Below are 19,575 nucleotides of genomic sequence, written 5' to 3'. Positions count from 1 at the left end.
GTCAAAGTTACTCCTTCACACATCGGTCTGAGGTGCGAACGTGCGCCAGTAATTCCCGAAACTCGCTGTCGTCGCCGCTTCCTTTCCAGAAATTGGCAAACCTGCAGACGAGCTGCACATTATCACGGGCATAGTCGCCGTTGCTGTCTATTCGATCAAGCGATGGGTAGAAGTTCGGATCGGCATCGGCTTGGTTAGGGTATTGAAATGGTATGTTTGTCAGTGCGCAACGTTCATCTCCTTTACACAACAGGTTTTCAAGCAGCTCTTCGAGCTCTAACTCGCTCATAAGCAAATTCTTATTCTTAGTGCGCTGGGTGCGTTGCTGACCATTTGCGTTTCTAACTGTAGAGCGGACTGAACCACTAATCATTGCTATCACCGCGTCTACGTTTGTTCGAGGCGAGACAACGTCCGATTGGTCCTCAAACTTTTCCCGAGTGTACACAAAAGTATGCGCATCAATGAAATCGCAGCCGGTTAATCCGGGCTGTTGGCGCAAAAAGGCAAAGATTTTCTGCAAAGCATCGTTGTAGGCCAAATAGTTGGGCCATGAGGCCTGCCTGGAAGTGACAAGTGGATGCTTCAAACGCGCAAAGAAAGTGTCAAAAGTCCGCGTTAATATGGGAGCGAACGCATCGCTATCCTTTAAGAAAAAAATGAAGGCTAGAAGTGAATACCTATCACCGCAGACTTCTCTGAGTTGTTCGAAGCACGTTCCAGCCGGCAAGGCGTCAGAAAATAAATCGAACAAAGCTCGCTCTAGCTGCTTGAGTTGCTCTGGCGTATTGAGTGCCTTGATAATTGGATAGTGCTCCTTCGCCTCATCGCCGTGGCGGCCAGACCAATTGATGAGCAGATTGTTTCCAGGATTGCGTGTCGTGCGCTTTAGCTCAATTGCGCGGATCAAATCTCTAGCGATTTTGCCCGTTCCGATATTGCTTTCCCGCCATTCTTCCGAAGCCAGTCGATCGCGAGCGATCTCTCGCAGATGAGGCTTATAGTTCTCCCATTCGCCCACCATGCCCTCTTTGAAAGTTGTGAAAGGCATACCGGATTTTCGCTGCACTAGTTCTTTATAAGAATTGAATTCGGTGCATAGTTTCTCAGCATTGATTGGCGCAAACTTTGACGGGTGCTCCGCAGGTTCCAATGCAAATTGAATAGCATCGCGCAATTCGCCTGTTTGGTCCGGGCTTCGAATAATTGAGTATCCTTTGCTCTGGAATTCGCCAAGGTAACGAACAGGTTTTCCGTGCCCCAATGCTCGAAATAGCAGGATGGATTTTTTGTCCTCTTCGTGGTCGCGAATCGCACGATTGCCACGAACAAAATCCATATCCCCGATTTGTCCTTCGCCGGTGTACAAAAATACGCCATCAGGCAGAAAGTGGTCTTCGTAGCCGAACGCGTGTCCGCCTTCCCCAGTAAAGATGAAAATGAAAGGCGCGCCTGTTGGGGTGGATATGCCGCCCTGTTGCTGGCCACCAAAACGTTCGTGAATGTCTCGTCGTCGGCTATATATCCCGCCGACTACAAAGCCGTGTTCCATCCCATCACCTTATCGATTCCAGCGTTCTATGTAGTAGAGCGCCGACTAAGCTCCACTTAATGAAACTAAAATTTTTCGCCTTGGGTAGAATAACCTGTATCCTAAAGTTAAGCCGTCTCTTAGAATTTCTCGGCGACCTTGCCACCGAGTCCTGCAATTTGGGTTGCCGTAGCTCGTTCATTCTTTCGAAGAGCGTGGGGACAGTTCTGTGGGTGTAACCGAGTGCGCCCGCGAGAGATGTTGCGATACCAGAGTGTTGATCAACAAGCTGTTCGAGAGCTTCAGAGCGCAGAATTTCGATGACTGGTCTGCCTCCTCATCGGAAGACAGCATAAGCGTCGCAAGCACCATGGCTAACCTATAGAGGCCTGCGTGGATATAGCCTCGTAATCACACTCAGTATTGGCGCTTTCAAAAGCAATACTGTTCCGATTAGCTGCACTGACAAACCGACAGCCGAAGTTCCAATTATAGTATTTTCCGATCTGAAAACCTTTCAACGTTCGAGCATGGGTGTGCTCTAAAACTTCTGCTCAAAATTTCTTCAAGTATCCATGGAATGTCGCGTTAAGGCGCAACGCGTCGTTTGATGCGTCTATGATTACAACCTAGCCGCGGATCTAGGACATCTCCCTTGGGACGTGGTGATAGTTGGGTGTCGGTCGTCGGAAAACTTTTTTATACCCAGCTTCTTGATCCGGGAGATGGGACCATCACCTCAAAGTGGCTTGACTACTAAACTTCTACCTGTTGATTTCGCGATCCATCCGACGGTTCCGAGCATTTATGAAATCTATGCTGCGGTCTCGGTACGCCTTGTACGAACTGTCATCTCTGGGCACAGACGGAGTGTTGAAACCTTCAAACGGCATGAAGAATTTCACTGCAGCTCCATCTTCAACAACAAGATCCTGGAGCAGAAAAAAATCGATATATCCATCGAAGTTGTCGAATAGGGCGAAGAACTCCGCATAACGCGCCAGTGTGTCAGCCAGAGGACTCGCCTCGCCCAGATAAAACCGCCGGATGCATTCCAGCGTGAGGTCAAAGCGGTCTGCGATCTTCCGGTTGAAGCCACGCGCGCCATTGATGTTGAGCTTCCCATCCACGCGATGAGCGGGGAACACCATCATGCCGCCAATAGTATATCCGTGTGTCCGGAAAGCTTCGTTATCCTCTTCGGGGATATTTTCAATGATGTGCTGCATCGACTTCCATCGCGTGAAAGAAGGCACCACGGAATCGCTTGAAAGGGAGAACTCTCCAAGGTCGGATGAATGGTGCAGATAGTGACCTGGCACATCGTCGAGCAGAATGAAGTCTCGCCCGTTTGGCAGTGGCTTGCTCCAAAGCAGCCGGTGATATCGCCGCAACGTTGCACTATGGGTGTCCGGATCCTTGCCGCCAGCATCAGACCTGACGTCAAAACCTGTATCAATTCTCAAAGCTCTCTTCTCCCCCAACTGAGCGGTTTAGTAACGTAGCACCGAAACAGATTAAACTTGCTCATCTTCGACAAGACCAGCAAGAAATGTTCCACCTTATGTACCGCTGCCATGAACAACCATTGCAGACTTGTTCGACAAAACAAGCGCAAGGGTAGGCGGGACCCGAAGGCGCAACCGAAGGGGCTTCCTGCGCCGATCGTAGCAATCCTGAGTGGTTAGAAAAAGAAGTTTGGCGTATGGTTGTAGGTGAACTTCGATTCAAGATTAACGCGGTGAGGAACAGCTTCTGGTCGGGCGGGATCGCCAACCCGATATAGGATATCGAATAGATCACCTACATCGTCTTCTGAAACGGCTTGATGAGATCCACACGCTGCACGAGAGCAAGGCCACGGCGCCAGGTAAGCTGATGGATCTGGTCAACTTCCCCCATTGCAAGAATAGCCTTGAGGCATCTGGATTTCGCGAGGCGGTTGTTCTTATGGGTTGATGCGATGGCCAGGGATGACACCTCGCTTGCTAAGCGCATCACCAAGTGGTGTATAAGTCGCGTTCGATTGGAATACATTTTACTCGTAGATTTTCCGACAGCTTCTGATCTCACTTCTATTGCCTGAGCATAAATCGCAACAAACTAGCCACAAGACTTTCATGGAAATTCTAGCTCGAAGCCTTATCCGTGTATTTTGGTCCTTCGTGGCGTTTGCATTCGTGACTTTGGCAGACCCAATGGGAATAACTGGTTATGCGAAAACAGCAGCTCAGCGCCTTATCCTTTCGTTAGAAGCATTCGACAGCAAATTTTCTAACAGCAAAGATAACATTGTTGTGGTCCTACTGGATGAAACATTCTTGGAATCACAAGGGATCACCTACCCAATACCCCACATCCTAATGGGAGACCTTGTTTCCGCAATTTCAGAAACTAATCCGGAGGCCATCTATCTCCATTTCTCATTTGGTTATGATCGAGGAGACCCTGGAACAACCTATCTCGGAGAGACTATTATGGGAGCGTCAGATAGAAGCCGAATCTTCATTGCGGCCGCAAACGATTCGAGCCCGAATGCCCCAATCCTCCCGCAGATCGCATGCCCTCATGGTACGGATGAGTGTGGCTTTGAAGAATTACCATTTCGGCTCGTTTCCGATGGCCGAAGGCCGGACGATTCTCCAATAACTTCGTACTGGACGCGAGACCCAGAGAGGCGATATCCCAAGCCGGGCCTTTTGATCGCCTGCTCCGCCATCGCGCCTGAGGCTGTCCGAGTCTGTGAAGACAACGTTCCAGAATATTTTGACCCCATCTGGCCTGTCCCCCCACCTGTATGTAACGGCACAATGACACAGCCCAAGCCGTGCAATGAAATCGCCGACACGGCTTTTGAGTACTTCTGGCGCAAATCTTTGAACAACATTCTAGGGAACATCTCTCCAACGCAAGATCCAGACTCTGCCACCTCCAAACTATACCCCTTCCGTACGATTGGATTTGATGCAGCCTTATCTGGAACACCCGAAGTAGAAGCCGCCCTCAACGGCGCGATCGTCTTGATAGGCTTTGAAAGCCCTTCATCTGGCGGTTACGCCCAAAGTCCGAACTATGGCCCGAAGCCGGGGGTCTACCTCGAGGCTGCAGCCATCCAAACAATGCTTGCAGAAGACCTGTCTCCTCCTAGCAGCCGGAACGCACCGCAAAGCGGCATTGATTATGCGATGCTAGTATATGGGGGCCTAATATTTATTGGCTTGGGAATTGTTAGAATGCTGGTTGATAATTTTCTTGGCCGACCATCAAACTCAGCAGCCGTATTGATCGACTTTATTGTGGTCAGTGCTTTGGGGGTCGGAACGCTATTCGTACACCAACTCCTGCTTGGTGTAGTGTCCGCCAGCCTCCTTCTTGTATTATTTTCCCTACCTATTGCAATCTTTGCGAACGCATTCGAAGGTAGGGACTGAATCTACCGAGGGGGACATCAAGTGTGGCGTTTCTTCCTATCTGCTTCCAGCTTCTTGATGGCTGGCATGCCGGCTTTGGCAGAACAAGCCGAGCCCTGCGAAATCGTGGAGTTCAAGGAGAAAGCCGGTCAAGTTGAATTGTTTCCCGTTGATCAGCCCGCCACGAGAGTGTGGATTGACAACGACGACATCCCTGTTCCGATACAAGTTTCAGGAAAACAATATGGTCGGTTTATTGTCCTATTAGATGGAGAAGAATACCTCGTGCGGCGGCGCAACGTCGAATTTTCTCCCGATAGTCCATGTAGTTCCCCCAAGATTTGTCAGATCGCAGGAAGCGTAACGACATCAACTTCAGCTCTTGGATCCGACTCATGCGCCGACTAGCAATACTCTTCTTGCTAATTTCGACGATCAGTTGCGCCAGTCCCCCGTCCTCCTCCACCGAATCTATTTCCTGGCCGCCTGTTGCTACCCTGTGGGACACAGAACTCACCAACAGCAGGAACGAGGCGGGCCTCGTAGTTTGGCAGAACACACACACGCGTTCCGAACGTGAACGCTTCAGAAAATTCTATGAAGAACTCAACGGAAAGCCAGGGCGACTGCCTGCGGCTTTGGCTGACGAAGCAAGGGAAATATATGGCACTCTGACGAATGCCACTTTTGCGTCCCCTCCCCCACCTCTCAGAATTGCGGATTGCGGAAGCGCAAGCGCTCGGGTCAATGTTGTTGGTGAGATTGAACTATGCCGCGGCGCTATGTTCCGGCTCAACACGCGCGATGAAATTGCCTATCTGCTCGCCCACGAGTTGGGACATGTGCTCCTTGAGCACGATGATATCTTGTGGAACGAGCCAACCCTCGGGGCTGACCTTCAATCGACGTTATTCTTCACAACAAGCCTGGGAAAGCTGGCGCAACATCCCGATACTCGCAATGATTGGCTATCTGGACGCGTTTCGGACACTCGCTACTCGCGCGACCAGGTAACTAGCGCCATCAATCAGCACATCGCTGCAGATTTAATTGGTATGGACATCATGGCGCGGGCTGGTTTCAGCACCGATGGTGCATACACCGCACTTGGGGCTATGGGTGGCTCCGCGCCCCCTCCTCCCGGTCACTGGAACGAATACACAACTACCGGCACTCGTTTGAGTTTTGTGCAGGAGTACGCAGAACGCTTTCATTTGGAGTCGGACCTTAAGCCGCAAACTGATTTGAATTGGAAGTCTCAGCAAACAAAAGACGTAAGGGCGTTCACGCTTGGCATGAACCTTCTTGAAGAATCTCTTTTGGAGCTCGCAATAGCCAAAAAGATTACTCAGAATGTGATCGAGGCACAGGCGAACTACGCGGTCCAGAACAACATACAAATCCGATCAATGAGCCCCAGGGAAAAAGAACGACTTCTGACTAAGTTCTATACCCCAAAAAAAGTTGCGGCTCGCAGGCTATTTTGCGACTCAGCGCTCTCAAAACTTCAACATGCGCATGAAGTATTCTTTCAAGCGGACCGCCAGATAGTCGAGTTAGCGCTCGGAATAGAGTCTGAATGCACAGGAGTGAAATTTGATTTCACAGAAGTGCTTCTTGTCAAACTTGAGGACTCGCAAGTCGATGGACATTGGCGTGAAACCGCCAACGTGTTCACTTTGTTTAGTATGGGCCAGCCATCGAACGAGGTCAGCCATGACGCCAAGGATAATTCGAGCACCTATAAGAATTTTACCAGGACGCTTAATAACAGGTTTCAATCTGGTGAGGCACTCATAGACGCAATGCTTCGCGAGCAAAGTGGAAACTTGGGCGTCATCGGCAGTTTGTATGTGCTAAATGCAAATATGCGACTGCGCTATGACGATGGGTCTATTGAAAACTGCCTTTACAATAATGACTGTCGCAGGGCTTTTAAGACCTCGATGTTCGAGCGCGCCTGCCGTCGGCACGTGGGTAAGCCTTTTGCTGCAGCCACCAACCAATACTGCGACGCTTACATTGATAGGCTTACCGAACAGATGCGGCTAATGGCCGACAGAACTGCAATGGCAGACATTATCGGTCGGTCCACTTATCAAGAATACTTGTTTCCCGCGGCCACCACACAAGCCCCCGACGGAATAAGTACGGATCCAACGGACTACAATCTGTATGACTGGAAGCGGGGCAACCGGTTATATAGCGATAAGGTGATAGCGGACCATTTGAATATGCGAGATGCGCCTTCCCTATCGGCCAAGACAATAGATTCATACAAGAGAAACGCCAATATAATTCGTACAGGGCGTGTAGCTGGCGAGTGGATAGAGGTGTGGAAAAGGGGAACAACCGGTTGGGTCCATGGGAAGTATCTTTTGCGATCAAAAGAAATCATCCGGGGAAACAATTATCATCGCGCATTACAAACCCTTGGCGTCGAAGGCGAACCAAACCCATTTAACGGCATTCCAGCGGATTGGAGCAAGATTGCCTGGCAAACCGGAAGCAATCCAGCACACGAACTGTTGAAGCCGGAATAAAGTGAATTTCTTGAATTGGCTAAGGATATGCTAGGCGTTCCGGACTTCAGAAAACTCCACGTGACTAGTCTATCCGCTTGAGAGAAACGGCTGTATACGGCACCGATTAGAAGAGGCTAGAAATACAAGGGTCGTATCTTCGAGGAGAATGAAATCTCCGCAACCTCCTCCCTTGTTGCGCGACCCTTCTTTCGAGGACCGATACTGAAAATCGTTTGCGCGCTTTGCTTGCCCGCATGGCTCAAGCGCCGGACAGGACCCGTGCAGTCCGGAATTGAAATGCAACCCATCTAACGACCTCCCGTCGACAAGATTATTCGATTGCCGTGCATGACGACGACGTCGTTCCCGTGATCGAAGGCGGCTCTTCGGAGTACGCCGCTATAGTCGCGAACCAACTGGTCTGCCGCCGAGGGCGAGTTCGTGATGAGCACGAGATTTCCATCTGCCTGCTCGAGTCGGAATACGGACAGGAGCATGTTCAAGCGAGGCTCGTTGGCGCCAATACCCAGAAAAATCCCCAACTCATTGATCCGCCCAGGTGCTTCGCGGTTCGAAGCAGACGAACCCGGTTCGCTCACCTGCCTGCTTCTGCAAACCTTCAGTTGTTCCACCAACAGAGTCCAAGAACCAAGCTTCTGACCCGATTTCAGAAGATCATCACGTAGCTCAATCGAGCAATCGAGAACTCGTTTCCGCAACGAGGTCCACTCTTGATCCTTCCCACGAAGCAACCAGACTGAAAGTTCGTGCAGGCTGAGTAGTCGTCAGCTCAATAGGAAGGTCGAACCCACTCATAGGTCAGACCAGCAGGAGTTCTACCAGCTCCTGTCGTACAAAGACGATGCTGATTTGCAGGAAAAGCTGGAAGAACAGAAACGTTTCTACAACTTCGCAAGACTGCATAGGGCCCTCAATGGAAAAACGCCTAACGAAGCGCTTCGAGACCGACTATGAATTAGTGATCTGGAGTCTCGCTAATTAGTGAACATAGTAGGTGCCACGTATAAACTTATGGCATCCTTCCCCTTAAAGTTGGTCTTACCGATTTTGTTGGTTCAGGAGGGTTTGAGAATGGCTCGGCAGCAATATTCGGATCAGGACGTTTTTGGTTGTTACGGGAGATTGAGCTTTCGCCGACAAAGAATCTTGATGCAGTGAGTGCCATCCGAAGCCGGATGACCAGCATGCCGACGGCGATGTCCTGGATCTGGGCCTTGGGGGCCAGAGAAATATTCAGCCTGGTTGTCGCCGTGCAGATTTTTGGGAGGCTTTCTCGACCAGTTTCATTCGGCAGTTTCAGGCCAATAGTCCTGCGCTCGTTCTGATATTGCGACGGCCTGCGTCGACATAATGAGCCCAGCAGACAGCAGTTCTTCAATCGCTGTGTTCCACTTATCCAGAAACGCCTCCCGGCTGCCATGAATTTCCAGCATGCGGGCGACATCGAAAAGCTCGCTGCTGCCAAGCAAATTCGATTGGGGCCAACCGGCTGAGTGTGTGCCGGTCACTGCTTCCAATTCTGGGGGGCGGATACCTCCCATCACGTTCCCGAATTCATCCAGAACGTATTGGGGGCGCCCGGACGTCGCGTCAATCTCTATCCGCTCGAAAGCAGGCGGCGCCTCGCCGGTCTTTGCCCAGCGCGCGATATACCTGATACCTGCATCCTTCACGTAATCCCATTCAACTACGTTGCGGCCGGCCGGCGCTTTATCGTCTATCCCATCCCGTTCCGAGGCCCGCATCTTGGCTCCGATGGTCGAAGGGGGTGTATGCGGCGCGCCTGCGATTTCCCACAGACGGTAGCTCTCGTTGTCTGGCTGTCGCGCGGTATAGTGCGTCAGGGATTCGGCCTGTGTATCGATGACCAGCACCGGCGCATCGTCCGGGGCGTTGATGTGCGACCAGTAAGCATTTGCACCTCCATTCACCGCGTCGAACAACTCAGGCAGACTGAGTTCGTCCAGAGGTGATGCAATTCCGAAGTGCGCTAGCAGCAGGAATCCGTCGAAGAGATGATCATGTTGGTGTGCAGCATTGATGTATGAAGCAAGCCGAAGCGCCGACTGCGACCCGCCTACAGCGATGACAGCCTCCGTTTCCAGATCGGCCAGCGGTCCTCCTGCCCCCTTCTGGGAAACGCGGAGCGCTGCGGACACCGATTGCGCAAAGATATCGTACGAAAACGCATCACCAGGGTGCTCAAGCGAACCATACCGCTCTGCATCCCATTCCACTAGCGAATACGGGCGGCTGGCAGGCGTACCATAGATTCCGTTATACTGCGCCGACACGGCCATCCAAGCATAGCCACTGAATATCTCGTCTCCGCTCGGCCATCCATTTTCGTATCCAGCTGACACGTTTTGCCAGTGTGCCAGTAGCACGCCATTATAGTCCTGCGGGTCTGACGGGCGCAGTACGAATATTCGGGTCGTGAATGGCGCCGTTTCATCAAACTCAGTCGACCAAACACCATCAAACCGAGCTTCCGCGCCCTCAGCAAACTGGTAGGAATGCGCACTACCCGAAACGAAGTATTCCTCAATAACGTATCCAAGCGCCTCAAGGTCGAGAAGGGGAGAGCGATAAATCCACCCCTTGGAGCCTCCGGTAACCGGTCCGGCGACGGTCGCGCCCATTTCATCAACCAAACCTGCGGAAGGCTTGGCACATGCTCCAGCGGTTGCGAGAATTGCGGTCGTCAAAACCGCGCCGATCCAGAAGTGATGGACTTTGTGAAGAATGGTCATGCGACCCTCCTATTGAGTTCTCTTACGATTACCACACGCAGATGGCGGGACGATTGAGTAAGCGGCCTGATTGAGAGGCCAAAAAAGGGTGCCGCTCTATCGAGCAGCACCCAGATCTACCGGAAATACGGAGGAAACGCCCCGGAGCACGATCAGAAGTTGGCGCCGAAGCGGATACCAACATAGCGCTGATGATCACGTGGCACGTACTGGTAGGTGATGCCACCAAAGGTACCCAGCTGGGATATAGATGTGACGTAGTGTTCGTTGAACACATTGTTGACGAAGACGGAGGCGTTGTATCGCCCTTGCTTGTCTTCGATGCCGACAGCCGCATTCACGATTGCGCGGGAATCTTCCCGCTCATCGGGACTTTGGTCGAGCGAGAACAGGATCTCATCCTGCCAGTAGCCGCTAGCCTGCACGAATCCGTCGAATGGCATCGACGCGAAGGGCACGCGCTGGCGACCAAAGAACGTGAAGCGCAAGTCTGGAGAGTAAGGCAGCTCAGCGCCAGCCAAGTCCTGATTTCCATTGATGCAGCCGTCCGCCGCTGTCTGTCCAACGTAGCACGGACCCGCAGGAAAGGACTCGATCTTCGCATCGATCAGCGCAAAGCCAAGGCTGATATCGGTGAGGTCGGTCGGTCGACCGAATAATTCACCTTCCAGACCTTCGGTCGAGACATCACCGGCATTGATAAGGACGGTCGCAATTTCACCCGGCAACTGGGCCTGGGACTGGAAGTTCTTGAAGTCGGTATGAAACGCCGCGAAGTTTGCACCCCAGCGACCTTCAGATGTCGTCAGCTTCAGACCAACTTCAAATGCATCCGACTCTTCAGCGTCGACCGGGTCTTCGTCCTGAATAGACGCAAATGCAACAGTCGTGGACTTGCCCTTGTAGCCGCGCGAATAGCTGGCATAGGCGTTTACATAATCGCTGAAGGCGTGCCGCAAACCGATATTTCCAACGACCGCCGTATCGCTCACACCGCCTTTAAAATCCGCCAGTGTGCCTTGAACGCCGCCAAGTGAGAGATCACCGGGGACGAGCACATTCGTCGGATCGCGGAAACCAGTCCAGTCGACATCTTCGGTTAAAATTCTCGCGCCACCAAACAGGGAAGTCTGATCTGTGAAGTGGTAATTGCCGCTGGCAAAAGCCGCGTAATAGGTGTTCTCAACCGTCCCATCGAACTGTCCGGACTGGGCAATATTACCGGTCGGCAGAGCAATCTCGAGGCGGCGCTCGAAGTGGCGCGTCAGATCAAGGTAATAGGCGAAAGCGCCGATCAGGAAATCGTAATTTCCCATGTTTGGCGACGCGAGGCGGATCTCCTGCGTGTACTGGTCGAGGTTTGTTGCACCGCTATTCAAATCGAAAGTGATGAGCCCGCCCGGCAAAGGGTCCTCATTCGACAAGCCGTCGACGTCGAGATTGTTAGCAAAGTCCCAGGACCGCAAGGCCGATATCGAAGTCAGCGTGAATTCATTGTCGAAAGTGTATTCCGCCTTGGCTGATAAGCCGGCTTGCTCTGTCGTCGCAAAGCTTTCCGCATTGTTTCTGACTGCCGTATTAAATTCGCTTGGAACGATTGGAGAGAGCTGTGCAATATAGGCAGGATTGTTCGCTGCGCGCAGGGTCACCACTGGCTCTGTTTCGGACTCCCGGTAGTCGGCAATAAGAGAGACCATGAGCTTTGAGCTCGGGTCGAATTGAAGCTTGCCGCGCAATCCCCAGCTTTCGCTACCGTCGAGCCGGTCTCCGTTCGCCACGTTTCGAATGTGACCGTCATAGTCCTTGGTGAAGGCGCTCAGACGAAAGCCAACGGAGTCTGATAGAGGCCCGGACAAGGTTCCGCGCACGGCATAAGCCGTGTCTTCTTCGGCCAACTCGACATCGAATCCCCCGGTGAGTTGGTCGCTCGGTGCTTTGGTCGTGACTGAAACCACGCCGGCCGACGCGTTCTTTCCAAACAGCGTGCTCTGCGGTCCGCGCAGGACTTCAATCCGCTCCACATCAATTAGGTCCTGAAAGCCCTGCCCGGAGCGTGCCATTAGCACATCATCTATTACGATCGAGACAGACGGTTCGACGGCCGAAGAAAAGACCGAAGTGCCAAGGCCACGAATGCTGACCGAGCTGTTGGATTCATTGTTTCCCTTGAGAAGCGTGAGGCTCGGCGTGAGGTCCGAGAGCGCATCCATGGAACTGGTCCCGGTCGATTCCAGCAGATCGGACGAAACGACTGAAACGGCGACCGGCACCTCCTGAAGCGTCTGCTCGCGCTTGGTGGCCGTGACAGTCACGGTGGCCATCGTCCGTGCACCTTCTTCCTCTTGGGCCATAGCAGCAGGCACGAGGCTGATAGCGCCGAACGCCCCGATGAGCGCAAAGCTAGATGCGTTGTAGATAAACTTCGACTTCATGATTTCCTCCCGCGGTCCGGCTATCTGATTTGCCGATCCTGTCGGCAAGGAGATTCCTGCTCGAAACAATAATTGTCAAGTAAATTTTATTTTTTAAAAAAATGAAATATTCCAATCATTATGGTTTTCGAAATTTCTCCGCCGAATAGTGCTTGCTTTTCATATACTCAACCAGCATGATGCGCACGATGATATTTCTCTATTTAAAACATGGCTTTAGAAAGCATTCCCGGGCGCAGACTACACTCATGCGTGGAACCAGATGGGCCGCCGGCCTTCTCAACACCGACGCCGGAATGATAACTTAGACCCTGAAATTTCTGTGCTAACGGACCAATCCATGCCAGCCACAACTGCCGAAGAGCTACGACTTCAGATCAAGAGAGAATACGACGGATTCAGCAAACAGCTGCGAATCGTCGCTCAATATATTCTCGACCATCCAAGCGAAATTGGCCTTGAAACCGTCAGTGTGGTTTCCGAACGGATGGGTGTTCAGCCATCGACTGTTGTCAGGCTGGCAAAAGCACTTGGCTTTGATGGCGCCTCACAGCTCCAACGCCTCTTCAAGGACGAAATCGTCAGCAGCGCCGGTGCGCTCGGCTACAAGGAGCGCATTCGCCAGTACAAATCGGCGCCAGAAAAGAAGCGCAGCAGCGAAGTATCCAGCGTGCTCGATGAAGCGCTCGAGTGCAGCGTCCTCGGTCTCGAGGATCTCCGACATTCAATGAACCGGGAAGATATCGGCAAGGCCGTCGCCTTGATGCAGTCTGCGGAAACGATCTACGTGGCCGGCTTTCAGCGATCCTTCCCTGTCGCGGCGTACCTCTCCTACGCTCTGCTCCGCCTGCGCAAGAGTATCATCTTCATCGACGGCACTGGCGGGCTATACGAGCGGCAACTCGGCTTCGCGTCGAAAAAGGACTTGCTCATAGCCATTGGTTTCAACCCATACTCCGACCAGATCATAGCGACGCTCGACCAGGCGAAGAAGAATGACGTGAGGGTTGTCGGCATCAGCGACAGCCATGTCAGCCCCGTGGTTGTCGGGTCTCATGCCCCCTTCATCGTACATGATCCAGTCGTCAGAGGCTTTAGAACTTTGACCTCCTCGATGACGCTCGCCCAAGCTCTGGTCCTCGCCTACGCGTTCAACGACACCAGCAACTAAAGCCCGACAAAGCTGCGGCATGGGGTGCAGAGCGGGCCGGCGAGACGCCGTCGATCGCCCCTAGAGAAAGAAATGTCAAAATCACAATTGAAATATTTTTTTCATCGAGATACACAATAGAAAAAATGTATTTTCTAGGGAACGTTCACGATGGGCCAACGAGACAAGCTGGATGTCATCACGATCGGCCGCGCGGGCGTTGACCTCTATGGACAACAGATCGGGGCACGGCTTGAAGACGTGCATTCCTTCGCAAAATATCTTGGCGGGTGCCCGGCCAACATAGCAGTCGGCACGGCGCGCCTCGGCCTGCGCTCTGCAATCATCACCCGGGTTGGCGACGATCATTTCGGTCGATTCCTACTCGAGCAGTTTGCCCGTGAAGGCGTGCACACCGACGGAATCATAACCGACCCGGACCGGCTTACAGCCATGGTCGTGCTCGGCATTCGCGACCGCGAAACCTTTCCGCTCGTATTCTATCGTGAGAATTGCGCCGATATGGCGCTGAACCCTGCGGACGTCGACGAGAGCCTCATCGCACGCTCTCGCTCCGTTCTTTTTACCGGCACCCATTTTTCAACTGAAGACACTCGGGCAGCGTGTTCGGCTGCGCTCGAAGCCGCTCAAAAGCATGGCTGCAAGATCATTCTCGATGTCGACTATCGGCCCGTTCTGTGGGGGCTGACGTCACGTTCGATGGGTGAAGAGCGCTTTGTATCTGCCCCCGCCGTCACGCAAACCTTGCAGAATTTCGCACCGTCTTGTGATCTGATAGTCGGCACCGAAGAAGAACTTCATATTCTGGGCGGCACAACTGATACGCTCGCCGCAATCCGCGCTATCAGAGCAATCAGCGCTGCGACAATCGTCTGCAAACTCGGCGAACAAGGCTGCGTCGTTTTCGACGGCCCAATTCCAGAGCAACTCAACATGGGGATTGCGGGAGAAGGTTTCCCTATCGAGGTTTTCAACGTGCTGGGGGCTGGCGACGCCTTCATGAGCGGCTTTCTGCTCGGCTGGCTTTCTGAGCGCCCCCTCGCGGAATGTTGCCGACTTGCCAATGCCTGCGGCGCACTTGTCGTCTCACGGCATGGCTGCGCGCCTGCCATCCCTACCAGGGAAGAACTCGACTGGTACCTCAAGCACGGTTCTTCGCACCGGGCGCTTCGCAATGACGCTCAGCTGGAACGGCTTCACTGGGCGACGACACGGCAGAGGCGCCACAGGGATCTGGCAATATTCGCGATTGATCATCGCTCACAACTCGAAGAGCTGGCAGCGAACTGCGATGTGCCAGAGTCCCGGATATCGGATTTGAAGAATCTTGCCGTGAAAGCTGTCGAGAGCATCAATGATGTTGATATGGATATCGGTATACTTCTGGACGGCCGCCACGGTACCGAGGCGCTGTTCCAGATGGCGGGGACGCCATACTGGACCGGGCGGGCGATCGAATTGCCCGGCTCCCGGCCGCTGGACTTTGACACCAATAAAACAGTCGGCGGCGAGATGTTGGAATGGGATAAGGCGCAGGTTGCCAAATGCCTGTGCTTCTACCACCCGGATGATTCATCGGACCTTCGCGTGGTTCAGGAACGGCGTGTTCTTGATGCATACAGGGCCAGCCGCGAGTCCGGCCGCGAGTTTCTTCTCGAAATCATATCGTCAAAGCATGGGCCGATAACATCATCGACCGTCAGCGACGTGATGGACCGGATGTACGAAATTGGCGTCTATCCGGACTGGTGGAAACTGGAACCGGCCATTGATGCCGACACGTGGAAAAACATATCGTCTGTGATCGAGCGAAACGATCCTCACTGTCACGGGATCCTCATCCTTGGACTGGCTGGCAACGCAGACGATATCGTGGACTGCTTTCACACGACGACTGATTATCCTCGCATCAAGGGATTTGCCGTGGGACGCACCATCTTCCAAAGTCCCGCGCAGGATTGGCTGATGGGACAGATCGACGATGAGGAAGTCGTATTGCGACTGAAGCAGAATTTCGAGTTTCTGATCGACGGCTGGCGAAGCGCACGCGTCGCCAAAATTCAAGAGAGTCTCGGCTGATGAAAACGGTGAGACTTACGACGTCGCAAGCGCTCGTGCGGTACCTTGCGAACCAGTTCATTGAGGTGAACGGCGAAACTGTCCCCTATTTTGCGGGCGTGTGGGCCATCTTTGGGCACGGAAACGTCGCAGGTCTTGGCGAGGCTCTTTATCAGAATCTGGACGAATTGCCGTCATTCCGCGCTCACAATGAACAAGGCATGGCGCATGCTGCAATTGCCTTTGCAAAAGCCAACTTCAGACGTCGGGCCATGGCCTGCACAACCTCGATCGGCCCCGGCGCAACGAACCTGATCACAGCAGCGGCGCTTGCCCATGTGAACCGCCTGCCCGTTCTGTTTCTGCCGGGCGATGTATTCGCAAGCCGCCGCCCCGATCCGGTCTTGCAGCAGATTGAAGATTTTGAAGACGGCACCGCGTCAGCCAATGACTGCTTCCGGCCAGTGTCGCGCTATTTCGACCGGATCACGCGCCCCTCGCAAATCCTCTCCGCGCTTCCGCGCACCATGGCGGTGTTTACCGACCCTGCCTCCTGCGGACCTGTCTGCCTGTCGATTTGTCAGGACGTCCAGAGTGAAGCGTTTGATTTTCCAGAGGCATTCTTTGAGCCAAAGACATGGCGCATACGCGCGCCGGAGCCTGATGCCCTAGAACTGGACGCCCTCGTCGATGCCCTGCAGTCCGCAAAGCGCCCTTTAATGGTCGCGGGCGGCGGCGTCCTTTATAGCGGCGCGTCCGATGCCCTCATGCAATTCGCCGAACGCTGCGCTATCCCGGTCGTTGAGACACAAGCCGGTAAGAGCGCACTGCCAAGCTCGCATCCAATGAATCTTGGCGCTATCGGCGTGACCGGAACGGAACCTGCCAATGCCGCAGCCGCTGAGGCTGATCTGATCATCGGGATTGGAACACGCCTACAGGATTTCACAACCGGTTCGAGAAAGCTCTTTACGGACGACCGCCGAAAGTTCTTCCAGGTCAATGTTGGCGCCTACGATGCCACCAAGCATTCTGCGGTCCCTGTCGTTGGAGACGCCCGAAAAGTCCTCGAACGGCTAGATGATGCGACACTCCAGACTCTCAACGTCGATACAGGCTGGACAAAGCGCAATGCGGAACGCGTTCGCGACTGGACAGCATCCGTAGACGAAGCCTTCCGGGACAAGGGCACGAACCTTCCGTCCTACGCTGAAATTGTCGGCGCTGTGGACTCTGCCTCTGATGATTCTGCCGTCGTTCTATGCGCGGCCGGTACACTGCCCGGTGAGCTTCACAAGCTTTGGCGCCCCGAACAGCCTGGCGGATATCACATGGAGTATGGCTACTCCTGTATGGGGTATGAGATCGCCGGCGGCATTGGCGCGAAGATGGCGATGCCCGACCGCGAGATCTTCGTCATGGTCGGCGACGGCAGCTATCTCATGCTCAACTCGGAAATCGCCACATCCGTGATGATGGGCGTGAAGCTCACAATCATTCTCCTCGACTCCGGCGGCTTTTCCTGCATCGACCGCCTACAGCGAAGCACCGGCAGCGAGAGCTTCAACAACCAGCTCGAAGACTCCTGGCACACGGAAATGCCGACCATCGACTTTGCCGCCCACGCCCAGAGCCTCGGCGCAATTTCCGAAACCGTGTCGACTATTAGCGAGCTCAAAGCAGCCCTGCACCGCGCAAGATCAGCACCTAAGACCGTCCTAATTTCCATGAAAGTCGATCCTGACGGTACGACCGATCTCGGTGGCTTCTGGTGGGATGTGGCCGTCCCGGAAGTCTCACCAAGCGAGAAAGTTCAAAGCGCGTTCGAAGACTACGCGCGCACAGTCCGCAGCCCCTCAAAAGATAGCTAGGATCAGCCCATGCAGTTCGGAGTTAGCCCAATCGCCTGGTCGAATGACGACATGCCGGAACTCGGCGGCGATACCAGTCTGGAAAGCTGTCTCACTGATGTAAGTGTCATTGGCTTTACCGGTGTCGAACTGGGCAACAAGTTTCCTCGTTCGAGCCCTGAACTGCTGAAGGTGCTCGAGGCTTTCGACCTTCGGCTCGTTGGGGGCTGGTTTTCAGGACACCTACTTGAGCGCTCGGCTCAAGACGAAATAAAGGCCCTGCAGCCCCACATGGAGCTACTACGAGCCTGCGGAAGCGAGGTTTTTGTCCATGCTGAATGCAGCAATGCGGTGCATGGCAATCGAAGCGTCGGCCTGTCCGGTCGCCCTGGCCTGACCGATGAAGAGTGGGCGGTTTTCGGCTCGCGTCTTACTGAAGTCGCCGATTATGTTGCCAGTGAAGGCTTCCGGTTTGCCTACCACCATCACACCGGGACCATCGTCGAAACCGCGGCCGATCTCGAGCAATTTTTCAAAGTAACCGGCGAAAGCGTTGGCCTCACGCTGGATACAGGCCATGCCTATGTCGGCGGAATAAACTGCGCGGCAATTATTCGCCGCCATCCGGGACGGATCGCGCACGTGCACTGCAAAGACGTGCGCGAAACTGTGTATGACGACGTGGTCAGGAGAGATGACAGCTTCCTGGATGGCGTGCTCGCAGGCATGTTCACCGTGCCGGGCGACGGCGCTATCGACTACGCCCCTATCTTCTCAGCTCTGGCAGACATTGGCTATGATGACTGGGTCATTGTCGAAGCCGAGCAGGATCCCGCCAAAGCGGACCCTCGCAAATATGCCGAGCTTGGCCTCGCACAAATCAGGTCGTGCGTGGAGAAAGCCTACACGTCGCGAAAGGTGGAAAGCACAAATGTCTAATCTGCGCGTAAGACCAAAAGCACCTTCTGAAGATGGCTGCATCCTCGAAGTCACGCCGCAATCGGCAGGCTGGGACTATGTCGGCTTCGCCGTTCACAAACTCGAAGCGGGAGATACTCTGGAAAAGCTCGACGCAGACAAGGAAACCTGCCTGGTGTTGCTGACCGGAACTGCGACGATCGCTGCACGCGATCAAAGCTTCGACGGTATCGGCGGCCGCACATCTGTCTTTGACGGCCCACCCGCAGCTGTCTATGTGCCCGCCGGAGAGTCCTACACGGTCACTGCCAAAACTGATCTCGAGCTCGCTGTTTGCACAGCTCCCGGTGGCGGCAACTTCCCGGTACGGCTTATTGAGCCCGGCTCGATCAAACAGGAAGTCAGAGGCAGTGGCACCAATACCCGATACATCCAGGACATCCTCCCCGAAACTCACCCGGCTCACAGTCTGCTTGTTGTCGAGGTGATTACGCCGGGCGGAAACTGGTCGAGCTACCCTCCGCACAAGCATGACTCTGACGAATTGCCGGAAGAATCCGCACTTGAAGAGACTTATTATCACCGTCTGAACCCGCCCCAGGGCTTCGCCTTCCAGCGCGTCTATACGGACGATCGATCGATCGACGAAGCCGTGACCGTTGAGGACGGTGACTGTGTCATGGTGCCCGGCGGATATCACCCTGTCGGAGCACCTCACGGCTATGATCTCTATTATCTGAACGTCATGGCTGGCGCGAAGCGAAAGTGGGTCTTCCGCAATGACCCCGCGCATGAGTGGATCGTCAGAAAATAGTCCACACGCCCACTAACCACGGCGACGCGCGGTATCTGCTGATCGGCATGGCGCCCGCAGCATCTGCCGGACCGATCCCGCAAGTTCATCTC

General features: G+C 53.8%; 13 protein-coding genes and 1 pseudogene. 9 read left to right on the top strand and 5 right to left on the bottom strand.

The features are described from left to right. Window positions 1–7: 7 nt before the first annotated feature. Entirely contained in the window at window positions 8–1,552 is a 1,545-nt protein-coding gene (locus tag HF931_RS05060) for a hypothetical protein (protein ID WP_273242176.1), read from the bottom strand. 743 nt (window positions 1,553–2,295) lie between these two features. Further along, entirely contained in the window at window positions 2,296–2,997 is a 702-nt protein-coding gene (locus HF931_RS05055; RefSeq protein ID WP_273242174.1) for a DUF6994 family protein, read from the bottom strand. A gap of 654 nt (window positions 2,998–3,651) precedes the next feature. On the opposite strand from HF931_RS05055, the gene HF931_RS05050 reads away from it, so the two are divergent. The 3 genes from HF931_RS05050 to HF931_RS05040 are packed head-to-tail and all read left to right on the top strand — an operon-like array spanning window position 3,652 to window position 7,484. Then, on the top strand, window positions 3,652–4,962 hold the full coding sequence (locus tag HF931_RS05050) for a CHASE2 domain-containing protein (protein ID WP_273242172.1): 1,311 nt from the start codon (window positions 3,652–3,654) through the stop codon (window positions 4,960–4,962). 21 nt (window positions 4,963–4,983) lie between these two features. Continuing rightward, on the top strand, window positions 4,984–5,349 hold the full coding sequence (locus HF931_RS05045) for a hypothetical protein (RefSeq protein WP_273242170.1): 366 nt from the start codon (window positions 4,984–4,986) through the stop codon (window positions 5,347–5,349). Then, window positions 5,337–7,484, top strand: coding sequence for an SH3 domain-containing protein (locus HF931_RS05040; RefSeq protein WP_273242169.1), 2,148 nt, complete (start codon window positions 5,337–5,339; stop codon window positions 7,482–7,484). Before HF931_RS05045 ends, HF931_RS05040 begins: the two co-directional genes overlap by 13 nt. 290 nt (window positions 7,485–7,774) lie before the next feature. On the opposite strand, the gene HF931_RS05035 is transcribed toward HF931_RS05040, so the two are convergent. After that, window positions 7,775–8,065, bottom strand: a complete 291-nt coding sequence (locus HF931_RS05035) for a hypothetical protein (protein ID WP_273242167.1) — start codon at window positions 8,063–8,065, stop codon at window positions 7,775–7,777. A gap of 187 nt (window positions 8,066–8,252) precedes the next feature. Between HF931_RS05035 and HF931_RS05030 the strand changes: the two are divergent. Continuing rightward, a pseudogene (locus HF931_RS05030) lies at window positions 8,253–8,441 on the top strand (integrase core domain-containing protein); the annotation flags it as partial. Window positions 8,442–8,770: 329 nt separating this feature from the next. Here the strand turns inward: HF931_RS05030 and HF931_RS05025 are convergent. Both HF931_RS05025 and HF931_RS05020 read right to left on the bottom strand, forming a co-directional pair. Then, a complete protein-coding gene (locus tag HF931_RS05025) occupies window positions 8,771–10,240 on the bottom strand; it encodes an alpha/beta hydrolase domain-containing protein (protein ID WP_273242165.1) in 1,470 nt (489 codons plus the stop codon). Window positions 10,241–10,392: 152 nt separating this feature from the next. Next, complete coding sequence (locus HF931_RS05020) at window positions 10,393–12,672, bottom strand: TonB-dependent receptor (protein ID WP_273242163.1); 2,280 nt, start codon at window positions 12,670–12,672, stop codon at window positions 10,393–10,395. A 340-nt stretch (window positions 12,673–13,012) separates the two neighbouring features. Between HF931_RS05020 and HF931_RS05015 the strand changes: the two genes are divergently transcribed. The 5 genes from HF931_RS05015 to iolB all read left to right on the top strand — a co-directional run bounded on the left by HF931_RS05015 (window position 13,013) and on the right by iolB (window position 19,483). Beyond that, a complete protein-coding gene (locus HF931_RS05015; protein WP_273242162.1) occupies window positions 13,013–13,843 on the top strand; it encodes a MurR/RpiR family transcriptional regulator in 831 nt (276 codons plus the stop codon). A 150-nt stretch (window positions 13,844–13,993) separates the two neighbouring features. Next, entirely contained in the window at window positions 13,994–15,922 is a 1,929-nt protein-coding gene (locus HF931_RS05010; RefSeq protein ID WP_273242160.1) for a bifunctional 5-dehydro-2-deoxygluconokinase/5-dehydro-2-deoxyphosphogluconate aldolase, read from the top strand. Then, window positions 15,922–17,772, top strand: a complete 1,851-nt coding sequence (gene iolD, locus HF931_RS05005; protein WP_273242158.1) for a 3D-(3,5/4)-trihydroxycyclohexane-1,2-dione acylhydrolase (decyclizing) — start codon at window positions 15,922–15,924, stop codon at window positions 17,770–17,772. Before HF931_RS05010 ends, iolD begins: the two co-directional genes overlap by 1 nt. A 9-nt stretch (window positions 17,773–17,781) precedes the next feature. Further along, window positions 17,782–18,690 carry a myo-inosose-2 dehydratase gene (gene iolE, locus HF931_RS05000; RefSeq protein WP_273242156.1) on the top strand — a complete coding sequence of 303 codons (909 nt, stop codon included), beginning with the start codon at window positions 17,782–17,784 and terminating at the stop codon, window positions 18,688–18,690. Beyond that, on the top strand, window positions 18,683–19,483 hold the full coding sequence (gene iolB / locus HF931_RS04995) for a 5-deoxy-glucuronate isomerase (RefSeq protein ID WP_273242154.1): 801 nt from the start codon (window positions 18,683–18,685) through the stop codon (window positions 19,481–19,483). The genes iolE and iolB overlap by 8 nt, the downstream gene beginning before the upstream one ends. Window positions 19,484–19,575 lie beyond the last annotated feature (92 nt).

The sequence above is a fragment of the Hyphomonas atlantica corrig. genome (genome assembly GCF_017795365.1).
GTDB lineage: Bacteria > Pseudomonadota > Alphaproteobacteria > Caulobacterales > Hyphomonadaceae > Hyphomonas > Hyphomonas atlantica.
Note: the sequence above shows the minus strand (reverse complement) of the source record. Positions and strands in the feature narration are given on the sequence as shown.

Coding starts and splice junctions, on each gene's coding strand:
- HF931_RS05040 (WP_273242169.1), top strand. CDS start 5,337: ATGCGCCGACTAGCAATACTCTTCTTGCTAATTTCGACGATCAGTTGC.
- HF931_RS05025 (WP_273242165.1), bottom strand. CDS start 10,240: ATGACCATTCTTCACAAAGTCCATCACTTCTGGATCGGCGCGGTTTTG.
- HF931_RS05020 (WP_273242163.1), bottom strand. CDS start 12,672: ATGAAGTCGAAGTTTATCTACAACGCATCTAGCTTTGCGCTCATCGGG.
- HF931_RS05015 (WP_273242162.1), top strand. CDS start 13,013: ATGCCAGCCACAACTGCCGAAGAGCTACGACTTCAGATCAAGAGAGAA.
- iolD (WP_273242158.1), top strand. CDS start 15,922: ATGAAAACGGTGAGACTTACGACGTCGCAAGCGCTCGTGCGGTACCTT.
- iolB (WP_273242154.1), top strand. CDS start 18,683: ATGTCTAATCTGCGCGTAAGACCAAAAGCACCTTCTGAAGATGGCTGC.
- HF931_RS05060 (WP_273242176.1), bottom strand. CDS start 1,552: ATGGAACACGGCTTTGTAGTCGGCGGGATATATAGCCGACGACGAGAC.
- HF931_RS05010 (WP_273242160.1), top strand. CDS start 13,994: ATGGGCCAACGAGACAAGCTGGATGTCATCACGATCGGCCGCGCGGGC.
- iolE (WP_273242156.1), top strand. CDS start 17,782: ATGCAGTTCGGAGTTAGCCCAATCGCCTGGTCGAATGACGACATGCCG.
- HF931_RS05050 (WP_273242172.1), top strand. CDS start 3,652: ATGGAAATTCTAGCTCGAAGCCTTATCCGTGTATTTTGGTCCTTCGTG.